The 13266-nt window shown below is 66.6% G+C and carries 10 protein-coding genes; 5 read left to right on the top strand and 5 right to left on the bottom strand.

Annotated elements, in window-relative coordinates:
• Positions 1-432 precede the first annotated feature (432 nt).
• On the top strand, positions 433-1227 hold the full coding sequence (gene creB / locus ABL838_RS00230) for a two-component system response regulator CreB (RefSeq protein ID WP_126020760.1): 795 nt from the start codon (positions 433-435) through the stop codon (positions 1225-1227).
• Positions 1224-2666 (top strand): two-component system sensor histidine kinase CreC, encoded by a 1443-nt coding sequence (creC, locus tag ABL838_RS00225; RefSeq protein ID WP_126020762.1) that lies wholly within the window; start codon positions 1224-1226, stop codon positions 2664-2666. Before creB ends, creC begins: the two co-directional genes overlap by 4 nt.
• On the opposite strand, the gene ABL838_RS00220 is transcribed toward creC, so the two are convergent.
• The 5 genes from ABL838_RS00220 to creD form a co-directional block, all read right to left on the bottom strand.
• A complete protein-coding gene (locus ABL838_RS00220) occupies positions 2652-3569 on the bottom strand; it encodes an acyl-CoA desaturase (protein WP_418123555.1) in 918 nt (305 codons plus the stop codon). The two genes, creC and ABL838_RS00220, sit on opposite strands and share 15 nt — an antisense overlap.
• A gap of 10 nt (positions 3570-3579) precedes the next feature.
• Positions 3580-4185: a hypothetical protein gene (locus tag ABL838_RS00215; RefSeq protein ID WP_126020766.1), complete on the bottom strand. Its 606-nt coding sequence runs from the start codon at positions 4183-4185 to the stop codon at positions 3580-3582.
• Between the two features lie 97 nt (positions 4186-4282).
• Entirely contained in the window at positions 4283-6688 is a 2406-nt protein-coding gene (locus ABL838_RS00210) for a penicillin-binding protein 1A (protein WP_418123554.1), read from the bottom strand.
• Positions 6689-6705: 17 nt separating this feature from the next.
• Positions 6706-7998 carry a glycoside hydrolase family 3 N-terminal domain-containing protein gene (locus tag ABL838_RS00205; RefSeq protein ID WP_418123553.1) on the bottom strand — a complete coding sequence of 431 codons (1293 nt, stop codon included), beginning with the start codon at positions 7996-7998 and terminating at the stop codon, positions 6706-6708.
• Entirely contained in the window at positions 7995-9485 is a 1491-nt protein-coding gene (gene creD, locus ABL838_RS00200) for a cell envelope integrity protein CreD (RefSeq protein WP_418123552.1), read from the bottom strand. The genes ABL838_RS00205 and creD overlap by 4 nt, the downstream gene beginning before the upstream one ends.
• A gap of 204 nt (positions 9486-9689) precedes the next feature.
• Between creD and ABL838_RS00195 the strand changes: the two genes are divergently transcribed.
• The 3 genes from ABL838_RS00195 to ABL838_RS00185 are packed head-to-tail and all read left to right on the top strand — an operon-like array spanning position 9690 to position 13255.
• Positions 9690-11750 carry a VIT and vWA domain-containing protein gene (locus ABL838_RS00195; protein ID WP_418123551.1) on the top strand — a complete coding sequence of 687 codons (2061 nt, stop codon included), beginning with the start codon at positions 9690-9692 and terminating at the stop codon, positions 11748-11750.
• A 22-nt stretch (positions 11751-11772) separates the two neighbouring features.
• Positions 11773-12702, top strand: a complete 930-nt coding sequence (xrtQ, locus tag ABL838_RS00190) for an exosortase Q (protein WP_418123550.1) — start codon at positions 11773-11775, stop codon at positions 12700-12702.
• Positions 12683-13255, top strand: a complete 573-nt coding sequence (locus tag ABL838_RS00185; protein WP_369660209.1) for a hypothetical protein — start codon at positions 12683-12685, stop codon at positions 13253-13255. The genes xrtQ and ABL838_RS00185 overlap by 20 nt, the downstream gene beginning before the upstream one ends.
• The last annotated feature ends 11 nt before the right edge of the window (positions 13256-13266 follow it).

Below are 13266 nucleotides of genomic sequence, written 5' to 3'. Positions count from 1 at the left end.
TTATTGATTTCAAATGGAAATCTACGGTTTGCCCAAATTTTCAGCAATGAATTTCTCCGGGCGAAAACCGTCTTTCGCAGATTTCTGAAGTGCCGTCAAAGGACAAGTCTGGGGACATTTCTTGAACAAGGCATGGTTTATCCACAGGCCCGAAGGGTTACCCAATGTTGTCCATGTCGCGCGTACAAACCGGAAGCGCGGCTGCGCACAGTGACAGCGGCATGACAAGTGCTTGTCGCATAACGAAAAAAAGGGCATGTCCACAGAGGGGGGCGACCCTTATCTACTACTACTAATTTGAATAAGAAAAACAAGAAGACAAGAAGAGGAAAAGCCGCGCCCGAAAAAAACGCCGCGAATGGCCGCGCCGGTCCCGGAAGCTGGGGGCGAACCGGCCCTCCCGGCCGGTCCTCCCCTCGGTAACATCCGTGGATGAGCTTCAAACCCCGGATCCTGATCGCCGAAGACGAGTCGGGCATCGCCGACACGCTGCAATACGTCCTGAAAAGCGACGGATTCATCCCTGTCTGGTGCGCCACGGCCGAGGAAGCGATCGCCCAGTTCGCGCAGGAACCACCGGCGCTGGCCATCCTGGACATCGGACTGCCCGACCTCAACGGTTTCGAGCTCTTCAAGCGCCTGCAGGCGCTCAACCAGTCCATGGGAGGACCGGAGGTGCCCATGGTGTTCCTTACGGCCCGCAGCGACGAAATAGACCGCGTGGTGGGCCTCGAACTGGGCGCCGACGACTACATCGCCAAGCCCTTTTCTCCAAGGGAGCTGGTCGCGCGCGTGCGGACCATCCTGCGGCGCAGTGCCAGGAGCGGCTCAGGCGCCCCCCAAGGCGCCGCGGGCACGAATCACGTGGGGGGGCATCAAACTTCCGCGAACGGCGCTCCTGCGGGCTCCCAGGCCCCCGTATCGCCCTTCGCACTGGATACCGAGCGCATGCAGATTCGCTACTACGGCCGGCTGCTCGAACTCTCGCGCTATGAATACGGCCTGCTGAGACTCCTGGTGCAGCGCCCCGGCCGCGTCTTCACGCGCGATGAAATGCTCGAACTCGTCTGGGACGACTCCAGCGACAGCTTCGACCGAACCGTCGATGCCCACATCAAGACCCTGCGCGCCAAGCTCAAGGCGATCGCGCCGGAAGTGGAGCCGATCCGCACGCTGCGCGGCACCGGCTACGCGCTGAACGAAGAACTGCCCGCCAAGGCGTCGTGACACGGCGCACGCGCATCTTCATCGGGATCCTGCTGATCTACACGGCGGGCATCGCCTTCCTTCTCTATCGCGTCGTCTCCGATATCGATCCCCGCTATCGCGAATCCGCCGAGGAATCGCTGGTAGAAACCTCGCAGCTCGTGGCCAGCCTGGTCGAGCAGGACGTGATCGCCGGCGCCATCAACACCGCGCGGCTGGAGCCTTTGTTCCGCACCGTCTACGCGCGCGAGTTCTCGGCGCAGATCTACAACCTGCACAAGAGCCGCGTCGAGCTGCGCGTGTACGTCACCGACCGCAACGGCCGCGTCATGTTCGACTCGCTCGGCAGGCATCTCGGCGCCGACTATTCGAAGTGGAGCGACGTGAGCCGCACGCTCGCCGGCCTGTACGGCGCGCGCACGTCGCGCGACGTCGACGGCGATCCGCGCACCTCGGTCATGTACGTGGGCGCGCCGATCCGCTGGAACAACGAGATCGTCGGCATGGTCAGCGTCGGCAAGCCGGTGCAAAGCTTCGGCCAGTTCGTGGAAGACGCGCGCGGGCGCACCATCTGGGTCGGCGTGGGTTCGGCGCTCGCGCTGCTGCTGCTCACCTTGATCGTCTCGGTCTGGCTGGTGCGGCCCTTCGGCCTGATCCGTGACTACTGGACCTGGGTGCGCGCCCAGCGCAGCCTGAGCCTTTCACGCATGGTGAGGCGCGCTATCGACGGCGTGCGCACAGGTTTCAGCGAAATGCGCGACGCGCTCACCGGCCGCAACTACGTGGCCGACTACGTCCAGACCTTCACGCACGAAGTGAAGAGCCCGCTCTCCGCCATTCGCGGCGCGGCCGAGCTGCTGCAGGAACCGTCGATGCCGCACGCCGAGCGCGAACGGTTCCTGAAGAACATCGAGCGCGAGACCCAACGCATCCAGGAAATCGTCGACCGCATGATGGAACTTACCGCGCTGGAGACGCGGCGCGCGCTCGACCGCACGGAGCCGGTGTCGCTCGCCGCGCTGATCGAAGACATCGCCGCGAGCGCGCAGCCTGCGGCCGCGAAGCGCAACATCAGGCTGCTCGTGAACATCCGCAACGAAGCCCGCACCGAGGGCGACCCCTTCCTGCTGCGCCGCGCCATCAGCAACCTGCTCGACAACGCCATCGACTTCTCGCCGCTGGACAGCGAGGTGCTGCTCACCCTCGAAACCACTTCCAAGCTGGCCCGCGTGAGCGTGCGCGACCATGGCCCCGGCATTCCGGATTACGCGCAGGAAAAAGTCTTCGAGAAGTTCTATTCGCTCGCCAGGCCGCACAGCCAGAAGAAGAGCACCGGGCTGGGCCTTGCCTTCGTCAAGGAGATCGCGGCCTTGCACCACGGCCGCATCGACCTGGGCAACGCATCGCGCGGCGGGGCGGTGGCTACGCTGACGTTGCCGTTGTCGTCATCGCATCACTGAGCGGATTTCGACAAGCTCGGGGCGCGGCGGCAGCGAATCCGGCTGGCGCAGATCCCATGCCATGCCGCAGCGCTCGAACAACCTGAGCATCCACCAGCCCGGATCCCATTCGCCGGGCGCGAGTCCCAGCCGGGCCGAGCCTGGATAGGCATGGTGGTTGTTGTGCCAGCTCTCGCCCATGGTCAACAGCGAAGTCCATGGGATGTTGCGTCCCTGTACGGCGGCACCGCGCACCTCGTAATTCATCTCGCCCTGGTTGTGCGCGAACCAGCCGATCAGCCAATGGCCCAGCACGCCGGCAGTGACGCGTGCGCATACGCCCCAGAAGACGAAAGCCCATCCGCCCCAGAGATAAAAGAGCAAGGCGACAGGCAGTTGCTGCAGCATCCAGGTTCTTTCGAGCCAGTGCAGCAAGCGGTCGTTCGCGACGAGAGGCTCGATCCGGATGTCGGGCGGATGCGAGAGATGAAGCTCGCAGTGAAGCTGCCACCAGGCATCCGTCCAGAAACCGCGGCCGTGCCTCAGGTAGTCGTGACAGACCGACAGACGTTGCGCGTAGTCGCGCAACTCGTGCTGGCGAAGAATTCCCAGCGGGCCCGCAAGGCCGACCAGCACGCCGCAATAGATCAACGTGCAGCGCAGCCATCGGGGGCATTGGAAGCTGTGATGAATCAGCTGGCGATGGCTGCCCAGCGAGTGGCCGAACAACAGCACGAACGCGGTGCTGACGACGAAAAGCGCGAATGCATCCCACCGGAAAAAGAAAAAACCGCCAACCAGTGCGGCGGCGGCCATGCCCGAGAACCAGAGCGACTTGACCGGTGCGTACAGAACTTCGCCTTGGCAGACGAAATCGCCCTGTCCCGCGTGAACCCGATGGTGATCGAGACCGGTGGACTGCATTGCAGGAAGCTCAGCGCCCGATCAGCGCGCAATAGGCTTCGCGCGTCTGCGGGCTCACCGCACGCAGTGCCTGCAGGTACTGCGTCTGGTGCTGCCCGATCATGCGCGCCGACGCCACCGTCTTCGATCGGCAATACCAGTGGCAGGTGTGCTGCAGCAGGAACAGTTCGGCCGACATCATGTAGGCCTTGGACTTGGGTGTGCGGCCTGCTTCGTTGCGCATCACGCCGGCGATGCCGCGTGCGTGGATGAGCAACGCCTGGCGCATGTCGAAGGCCGCCGACGGAAAGAACTGGGTGAAGAGCGGAATGGCCACGGGCAGCTTGCTTACGCGGGTGACGGGTTCGGGCATGCGCGAGAACTCGGCTGCGAAGCCATCGATCTGGCCGGAGAGTTTTTCCTCTGTGCTGTCCAGGATCTGCCAGATCTGGCGGCGGCGCTCGGCGTCGTCCTCGCCGAGGCAGCGCATGTAGCCGGATGTGAGGCTCTCCATCAGCTTTTCGATCTGGTAGCGGCCGAGGTGGCTCGCCAGCAGGGCGATGCGCAGGCGTTGTTCCCTGGACTTGAGGATGTAGAAGCCGGCGGCGACGAGCGCCACCAGGGTGAGGATTTCCATGGATGCGGAAGAAGGAGAAAAAGGAAAAGGCGGGAAGCGGTACCGAGTGTAGGCACCGCGAACCCGCCTTCGCTTCCGGTTTCTCGAAGAAGTGCGGCTACCGGAAGAAATCGAGGATCCGGTTGCGTTCCTCCGGCGGGGGCGGCGCACCGACGGGCGCGCCGGTGAGTTGCTCGACCGGCGGCGGCAGCGTGTCGCTGCTCTCCAGGCCCAGGCTCGCCACGTTGTGGCCCGGCGTGAAATCGTCGAAGTACCACTCGCCGTCGATGCTCACCACGCCCTCGGGCTGGGCCGGGTGAGTCACGGGCACGCCCTGCAGCGCGGTCTGCATGTAGCCGGTCCAGATCGGCAGGCTAAGGCTGCCGCCGGTCTCGCCGCGCACGCCGAGCTGGCGCGGCGTGTCGTAGCCGACCCATGCGATGCCGACCATCGTCGGCTGGAAGCCGGCGAACCAGGTGTCGAAGGAATCGTTGGTGGTGCCGGTCTTGCCGTAGAGGTCGTCGCGCTTGAGTGCCTGGTAGGCCTTGAAGCCGGTGCCGTTTCGCACCACGCTCTGCAGCAGCGAGTCCATGATGAAGGCGTTGCGCTGCGGGATGGCGCGGCGCGATTCGTCGAGCACTGGCGGCTCGGTCTCCATGATGACCTTGTCGCGCAGGTCGGTGACGCGCGTGACGAGGTAGGGATTGACGCGGTAGCCGCCGTTGGCGAACACCGAGTAGCCCACCGCCATCTGCATCGGCGTGACCGAGCCTGCGCCTAGGCCCATCGGCAGGTTGGCGGGCTGCTTGTCCTTGTCGAAGCCGAACCTGGTGACCCAGTCCTGCGCATAGGGAGTGCCGATGGACTGCAGCACGCGCAGCGTGACGAGGTTCTTCGACTTCATCAGCGCGTTGCGCAGCGGCATCGGACCTTCGTAGGTGCCCTCGAAGTTCTTGGGTTCCCAGGCCTGGCCGCCGTTGGCGCTGGCGTCGAAGTACAGCGGCGCGTCGTTCACCACGGTGGCGGGCGTGAAGCCCTTCTCGAGCGCGGCCGAATAGATGAAGGGCTTGAAGCTCGAACCCGGCTGGCGCCAGGCCTGTGTCACGTGGTTGAACTTGTTCTTGCCGTAGTCGAAGCCGCCCACCAGCGCCTTGATGGCGCCGCTGCGCGGATCCATGCCGATGAAGGCGCCCTCCACCTCGGGCAGCTGGGTGATTTCCCAGGTGTTCTTCGGCGTCTTCGCCACGCGGATGACCGCGCCGCGACGGATCTTGATGTTGGGCGGCGCCTTCGCGGCAAGGCCCGACTGCGCGGGTTTCAAACCATCGCCCGTGATCTGGATGGTCTCGCCGTTTGCGCGCACCGCGCTGATTTCCTTCGTGCTCGCATCGAGCACCACGGCCGCGATCACGTCGCCGTTGTCGGGGTGCTCGGCCAGCGCGTCGTCCACCGCTTCGTCGATTTCCTTCTGCTCGCTCGGCAGGTCGACGAACTTCTCGGGCCCGCGGTAGGGCTGGCGGCGTTCGTAGTCCATGATGCCCTTGCGCAGCGACCTGTAGGCCGCAGCCTGGTCGGCCGCCACGATCGAGGTGTAGACCTTCATGCCGCTGGTGTAGATGCTGTCGCCGTACTGCGCGTACATCATCTGGCGCACCGTCTCGGCGACGTATTCGGCATGCAGGCGGTTGGGGTCGGCCGCATCGCGCAGGTGCAGCTCTTCCTTCTTCGCGGCGGCCGCCTGCTCGGCGGTGATGAAGCCGGTCTCCTGCATGCGGTCGATCACGTACAGCTGGCGCGCACGCGCGCGTCGCGGGTTGGCCACCGGGTTGTTGGCGCCGGGCGCCTTCGGCAGGCCGGCGAGCATCGCGGCCTCGGCGATGGTGATGTTCTGCAAGGGCTTGCCGAAGTAGGTCTCGGCCGCGGCGGCGAAACCGTAGGCGCGGTTGCCGAGGTAGATCTGGTTCAGGTAGATCTCGAGGATCTGGTCCTTCGTGAGCTGCTGCTCCAGCCGCATCGCCAGCAGGATTTCGTAGGTCTTGCGGCTCATGGTCCGCTCGGAGCTCAGGTACACGTTGCGCGCCACCTGCATCGTGATGGTCGAGGCGCCCTGCTTGCGTCCGCCCTTCAGGCTGGCCACGGCCGCGCGCACGAAGCCCTTGTAGTCGACGCCGCCGTGGTCGTAGAAGCGGGCGTCCTCCACGGCCAGCACCGCGTCCTTCATCACCTTCGGGATGTTGGCGAAGGGCGTGAGGTTGCGCCGCTCTTCACCGAACTCGCCGATCAGCTGGCCTTCGGTCGAATACACGCGCAGCGGCAGCTTGGGGCGGTAGTCGGAAAGCTCCGAGACATCGGGCAGCTTCGGGTAGATGGTCACCACGGCGACGATGGCCGCGACCAGCACCACCAGCGCGCCGGAGCCGACACCGATGGCGCCCCAGCCGGCGATGCGCTTCCAGTCGAGGCGGGAATCGCGCGGCGCCGCGCCGTCGTCGCCGGGAGCCTTGGAGTTTGTGCGTTTGAACATGGGAAATGCCTGTTTGGCTAGCGAAAGGGTTGGAGCCGCGGCGCGCCTGCGCGTTCCGGCTTCCGGAGCTCGAACGTGCCTTGCCGCGCAGCACGCTGCGCGCAATGCATCGCGTCGAAGTACTTGTCGTGGTCGAAGGCGATAAGAAGAAGATCCACCCCGGCGTCGAGGGCACGGACGGTGGCGTCGCAAAGACCGCGGTTGTAGGCCGCGGCCATCGTGAGATCGTCGGTGACGAGCAGGCCCTGGTAGCCCCGTTCGCCTCGGATCACCCGCTGTACGATTTTGCGCGAGAAAGAGACCGGATAAGCGGCGTCGAGTTCCTCAAGGATGACATGGCCCAGCATGATGGCCGCATCCGAATGTTTCGATACGTCTTGAAACGGCTTCCAGTCGTGCGCCGCGAGCCGGGCGACCGGCGTGCGCAGTTCGGCGGCGAAATGGTGGGTGTCCTCGGTCACGCCGGCCAGGCCGGGAAAGTGCTTGAGCGTGCCTCGTACGCCTGCCGACTCGAGGCCCAGTTCGTAAGCGAGCGCCACCTGCGCGGTGACCGCCGGGTCGGCCGAGATGGCGCGTTCGTCGATGCGGGTGTGGAAGTCCCAGCGGCCCGGCGCACGGCCGGTGCGCAGGTCCACCACCGGGCTGAAGTTGAGCGTGACGCCCAGATCGGCGAGCGCCCTGCCCTGTTGCGCGCCGTAGGCATGGGCGCTCTGGGCGAGTTCGTCTTCTGGCAGATCGGCATCGAGAAGCGAGGCGAGCGCGGGCTGGCGTTCGATCAATGGGGACAGGCGGGAGACAGCGCCGCCTTCCTGGTCGGTTGCGACGATCAGCGGCGGCAGGCCGGCCGAACGGCGCAGCGCCTGCAGGCCCGCGATCTCGTCGCGCAGTTCTTCGGCCGTGCGGCCCCTGACATTGCGGCCGGTGACGAAGATGCCGCCGATCAGCCCCTTGCGTGCCAGTTCGCGCAACTCCTTCGCGTCGTCATAGCCGACGATGAAATGCGCGCCCACCGCCTGCGCGAGCGGGCCCTCCATCGCATTCACCTCGGCGCGATGCTGGCGCGACATCGCTTCGTTGCACAGCGCCGTGAGCAGGGCTGCGAATGCCAGTCCCAGTGCCACGGGCCGCAGCCTGCCTCGTGCGTAGCGCCATGCGAGCGCGATGCCCGCAAGAAGAAAAGCCAGCAGCAGCGGCAGTTCCCAGGCACGCATGAAGCGCAGGTGCGGGTCCTTCAGGTGCCAGGCCCAGAACCACAGCACGGCCAGCGCCAGCCAGCCCGATGCACCAGCGATGACCCGCAGCAGCCTCATGCGGCCGTCTGCGCCTCGGGCACAGCCACGGGCGCGGCTTCGCTGCGGCGCGAGAGCGCGTACCAGTCGACCTTGCGCGTCACGAGCATCAAGGTGGCCAGCATGCCGAAGATCAGCAGCGCGCCCAGCAGCAGCGCATTGCTTTCCGAAGCCAGCAGGCCGTAGAGCGCGCCGTACAGCAGCGCCACGAACGCGCCGAACGAGAGGCCGCGCTGCCAGCCGCCGAGCACCGCGCTGAAGTACACGGCCAGCAGCGCGACGCTTGCCGAGGCGGCGCTCGCGTACGCCATCCAGAAGGCGAACTTCTCGGACAGCGCCAGCAGCAGCAGGAAGAAGAGCGCGATCGACAGGCCCACCAGGCCGTACTGGATCGGATGCAGGCGCAGCTTGCGGAACAACTCGAACATGAAGGCGGCCATCAGCACCAGGCCGATGAAGAGCACGCCGTACTTGCCCGCGCGCGTGCTCATCGAATAGACGTTGATGGGCTGAGCGAGCGATACGTCGAAGGTCTGCAAAGGGCCCAGGTTGCGACGTGCCGGGACAGCGGGGGCAGCCGTCGCTGCCACGTCGGCGCTGCTGGCCACATCCACTGCGCCGCCCCGGCCCGAGAGGCCTGCGCGAACCTGTTCGCGCGCCGAGGTCACGAGCGAGGAAACGCGCCAGTGGGCATCGAAGCCCTGCGGCGTCACGCTGCGCTGGGCCGCGAGAAAGCGGCCGCCGAAGCTGGGGTGTGCCCAGGGCGAGCTCAGGTGCGCGGTCGTTTCTTCGGCGATGGGTGCGATGGCGAGCGTGTCCTGTCCGACCAGGCCCAGCTTCATCTCGAAGGGAATCGGCGTGCCGGCCTGCCACGCGGCGAGCGCGGCGCCGGTGACGGGGGCATGGATGCCGTTGGCGAACCAGGCATCGTCATCCAGGCCGGGCACGCGCTGCCTGAAGCGCAGGGCTTCGCTGCCCATGGTCATGGTCGGCGAGCCATCGAGGCCGCGCAGGTCGCTCACGTTGAAGGCGATGAGCGGGGCCTTGAATTCGATCTTCGAGTCGGTCTCGCTGTGCGACACGGCCTTCGGGTCGAAGGCGGCAAAGCCGCCGCTGAGCGTGGCGTCGAGCGTGTAGAAGGGAATCCTGAAGATGCCGCGATAGCGTTCCTGCGGCGCCATCGTGCCCTCGATGTGCAGCTTGTCGGGGAACACCACGTGGGCCATTTCCTTGCTGCGCGGTTCCTGGCCGATCACCTTGCCCTGCGCGTTGCGCAGCGGCTCCATCCAGCGCTCCACGTAGGGCACCAGCAGCAGCGGGCCGACCATGGTCTGGCGCCCGGCGTAGGTGGCGGCGAGTTCGCTGGCCGCCTCTCGCTGGCTCTCGCCGCGTGCGCGGTTGATCGAATCGATCTCTCCCAGCGGAATGCACAGCAGCAGCAGCAGGAACAGCAGGCCGGCGACCTTGGCCAGCATGGAACTCATCACGACCCTGAGCAACTGAAGCATTTTTTCTCTCCTCGTCTGTAGCGGTGGCCGCGATGCTCGCCGCGCGACCCGAAGGCCGTGTGAAGGGCCCGGGCCGCCTCGCTTCACACAGACTTCACACAGCGGATGCGGGCTGTCGGCGACTTCAAGACGCCTTCCAACTGGCTTCTCGCGCGCTGGAGAAAGTTGCGGCCGTGCAAGTTCGCACGGACAAGGACCCCCGCCATGGATGCCCAAACCACCCCACGTCCCGGCCGCTGGCTCTGGCTCGCCACCGTGAGCCTGGCGACCGCGGGCTTCATCGCCATGGGCGTGCGCCCGGCGCACGCTCAGGAAGCGCCCGCCGGTCCGCGCCTGAAGACCGAGAGCCCCTATTTCTTCGTGAAGAGCGACGATCCTTCGGTCGACCGCCTGCCGCTCAAGGGCACTGAGGTCTCGGTGAAGATCTCGGGCGTGATCGCCGATGTGACGGTCACGCAGACCTACCGCAACGAAGGCCAGCGCGCCATCGAGGCGAAGTACGTGTTCCCCGGCTCGACCAAGGCCGCGGTAAGCGGCCTCAACGTACGGCTGGCCGACCGGCTCATCACCGCGCAGATCCGCGAGAAGCAGCAGGCGCAGATCGAGTACGACACGGCCAAGAAGGAAGGCAAGACTGCCGCGCTGCTCGAGCAGCACCTGCCCAACGTGTTCCAGATGAACGTCGCCAACATCCTGCCGGGCGACGACGTGAAGGTGGAGCTGCGTTACACCGAGCTGCTGGTGCCGCAGTCGGGCAACTACCAGTTCGTGTTCCCGACCGTGGTCGGCCCGCGCTACAACTCGCCGCAATCGGAGAACGCGCAGGCCAAGTGGGTCGCGCAGCCCACGCTGCCCGCGGGCACCGCCGCCGGCACCAGCTTCAGGCTCAAGGCCACCATCGACACGCCGATGGGCATCAAGGAGATCCGCTCGGCCACGCACACCATCGACGTGAAGAAGAGCGACGAGGACCAGCACGCCGACATCGCGCTCGCCGCCGACGGCCGTCCCGCCGACAACCGCGACTTCGTGCTCGACTACCGCCTCGCGGGCGAGAAGATCGAATCGGGCCTGATGCTCTACAAGGGCCAGGGGGAGAACGCCGAGAACTTCTTCCTCGCCATGGTCGAGCCGCCCAAGGCCGTGGCCGCCAGCGCGATCTCGCCGCGCGACTACATCTTCGTGGTCGACATCTCGGGCTCGATGCACGGCTTTCCGCTCGACACCGCGAAGACGGTGCTCGAACGCCTGATCGGCGGCCTGCGTCCGAGCGATACCTTCAACGTGCTGCTCTTTTCGGGTAGCAACAAGATGCTGTCGCCCAAGTCGGTGCCGGCCACGCGCGCCAACATCGAGCAGGCGCTGGCCACCATCAAGAACTACAGCGGCAGCGGAAGCACCGAGCTCATTCCGGCGCTCAAGCGCGTGTATGCAGAACCCAAGGAAGAGAACGTGTCGCGCACCGTGGTAGTGGTGACCGACGGCTACGTGACGGTCGAGCGCGAGGCCTTCGAGCTGGTGCGCAACAACCTGTCGAAAGCCAACGTGTTCGCCTTCGGCATCGGCTCCTCGGTCAACCGCAGCCTGATGGAAGGCATTGCGCGCGCCGGCATGGGCGAGCCCTTCATCATCACCGACCCGGTCCAGGCCCCCGAGCAGGCCGCGCGCTTCCGCCGCATGGTCGAGTCGCCGGTGCTCACGAACGTGAAGGCCACCTTCGGCGGCCTCGATGTGTACGACGTGGAGCCGCAGGCGCTGCCCGACGTGCTCGGCGAACGACCGGTGATCGTGTTCGGCAAGTGGCGCGGCGAGGCAAAAGGCCGCGTGATCATCGAAGGCCAGGGCGCCAGCGGCCCCTACCGCCAGCAAGTGCGCATCGACGGCAGCACCCGCCAGGACACGGCCGCGCTGCGCACGCTGTGGGCGCGCCACCGCATCCAGAGCCTGAGCGACCAGGAGACGCTGGAAGGCGGCACGGCCCTGAAGGACCGCATCACCGAGCTGGGCCTGAGGTACAGCCTGCTCACCCAATACACGAGCTTCATCGCCGTCGACAAGGTGGTGCGCAACGTCGCACCGCAGGACAGCGTGGACGTGAACCAGCCGCTGCCCCTGCCGCAAGGCGTGAGCGAGCTGGCGCTCGGCGCCGAGGTGCCGAGCACGCCCGAGCCCGAATCGCTGGGCGCCATCGTCGTGGTGCTGTCGATGCTCGCCATGCTGCGCCGCCGCGCGCGCCGCAACGACGCGCGCCGCTTCACTGCCTGATCCATCCGTAAGAAAGAAAAGAATGTCTCTGGCAATGCTTGCCCACCGCCATCCGCGCATCGTGGACTGGGGCATCCACATCGACCGCACGCCGGCTGCCGGCTGGATCGGCCTGCAGTTCATCGCGCTGATGCCCACCTGGGTCTGGATGGCGCAGCGCATGCGCGACGGCTCCGACGATCCGCTGGGCCTGCTGGCGCTGGTCGCGCTCGCAGCGCTGGCCTGGAGCCGCCGGCGCGAGTTGCGCGCGTCGCCCCGGCTGGGCTGGCTCGCGCTGGCCGGCGCGGGCACCGTGCTCGCGACGCTGATGCGCACGGGGCTCGGCTTCATGCCCGCGTTGCCACCGCTCGCGGCCGGGCTGATCGCTGTGCTGGCGCTGGCCTGCGGGCTGCTGGCCTTCCTGCCGCGCAAGGTAGCGGCACTGCCGGTGGCCGGCCTCGCGGTGCTCGCGCTGCCGTTGCTCTCCTCGCTGCAGTTCTATGCGGGCTATCCGCTGCGCGTGGTGACGGCCGAGGTCAGCCGCTGGCTGCTGTCGCCGGGCTTCGACGTGGCGCGCGAAGGCGCGAGCCTGGCGGTCGACGGCCGCCTCGTGATCGTCGATGCGCCCTGCTCGGGCGTGCAGATGGTGTGGCTGGGCTACTTCACGGCCTGCGCGGTCGCGCTGTGGGCTTCGCGCAGCGGCCGGGACTTCATGGCGCGGCTGCCGATGGTCGGCCTGCTGGTGCTTGCCGGGAACATCGTGCGCAATAGCGTGCTGATCGCCTTCGAGGGCGCCGGCCATCCGCTCGCCCCGTGGGCGCACAACACGCTGGGCCTCGTGGTGCTGGCGGTGGTCTGCGGCTCCATCGCCCGGCTGATGGTGCCCGCACGCGCCGAGCCCGAAGCCGCCGAACTGCCCATTCCGGGCCTGATCACCACCCACGGAGGCCGCCATGTCGACACCGTTCTTTGAGCGCTGGTTCGCAAACCATTTCATCAACCGCATCGGCCACAAGACCGCTTTCGCGTTCGCGATGCTGCTGTGCATGCTGTGGTCGGCCATGGCGGCCCTGCGCACGCCGGCGGAACCGATGGCACCCGCCGTCGCGTCGCACGAATGGCCCAGCGAATGGGACGGCGCCGCGCTGCGCCCGCTGGCGCTCAGCGACGTGGAGCAGCGTTTCGCGGACCGCTTCCCCGGCGCCATCGGCCGCATGACCGACGGCACCCAGACGCTGGTGATGCGCGAGGTCAGCCAGCCCACGCGCATGCTGCATCCGGCCGCCGACTGCTACCGCGCACTGGGCTACCGCATCGAGCAGGCGCGCCTGGAACGCGACGCGCGCGAGCGCATGTGGCGCTGTTTTGTTGCTCAACGGCACGGAGCGCAAAAAATCCGCGTCTGCGAGCGCATCGTCGACGCCCGGGGCACGGCTTTCACTGACACTTCAAGCTGGTACTGGGCAGCAGCCAGCGGCCAATCGCATGGGCCGTGGCAAGCTGTCACCGTAGCGAGACCGATCTGAGAAACCTGCCT

The organism is Variovorax sp. 160MFSha2.1 (assembly GCF_048305075.1).
Classification (GTDB): Bacteria; Pseudomonadota; Gammaproteobacteria; order Burkholderiales; family Burkholderiaceae_C; genus Variovorax; species Variovorax guangxiensis.
Note: the sequence above shows the minus strand (reverse complement) of the source record. Positions and strands in the feature narration are given on the sequence as shown.

What these genes read in the sequence shown, in the direction of transcription:
- creB (WP_126020760.1), top strand. Translation starts at nt 433, where the DNA reads ATGAGCTTCAAACCCCGGATCCTGATCGCCGAAGACGAGTCGGGCATC.
- ABL838_RS00220 (WP_418123555.1), bottom strand. Translation starts at nt 3,569, where the DNA reads ATGCAGTCCACCGGTCTCGATCACCATCGGGTTCACGCGGGACAGGGC.
- ABL838_RS00215 (WP_126020766.1), bottom strand. Translation starts at nt 4,185, where the DNA reads ATGGAAATCCTCACCCTGGTGGCGCTCGTCGCCGCCGGCTTCTACATC.
- ABL838_RS00210 (WP_418123554.1), bottom strand. Translation starts at nt 6,688, where the DNA reads ATGTTCAAACGCACAAACTCCAAGGCTCCCGGCGACGACGGCGCGGCG.
- ABL838_RS00205 (WP_418123553.1), bottom strand. Translation starts at nt 7,998, where the DNA reads ATGAGGCTGCTGCGGGTCATCGCTGGTGCATCGGGCTGGCTGGCGCTG.
- creD (WP_418123552.1), bottom strand. Translation starts at nt 9,485, where the DNA reads ATGCTTCAGTTGCTCAGGGTCGTGATGAGTTCCATGCTGGCCAAGGTC.
- ABL838_RS00195 (WP_418123551.1), top strand. Translation starts at nt 9,690, where the DNA reads ATGGATGCCCAAACCACCCCACGTCCCGGCCGCTGGCTCTGGCTCGCC.
- xrtQ (WP_418123550.1), top strand. Translation starts at nt 11,773, where the DNA reads ATGTCTCTGGCAATGCTTGCCCACCGCCATCCGCGCATCGTGGACTGG.
- ABL838_RS00185 (WP_369660209.1), top strand. Translation starts at nt 12,683, where the DNA reads ATGTCGACACCGTTCTTTGAGCGCTGGTTCGCAAACCATTTCATCAAC.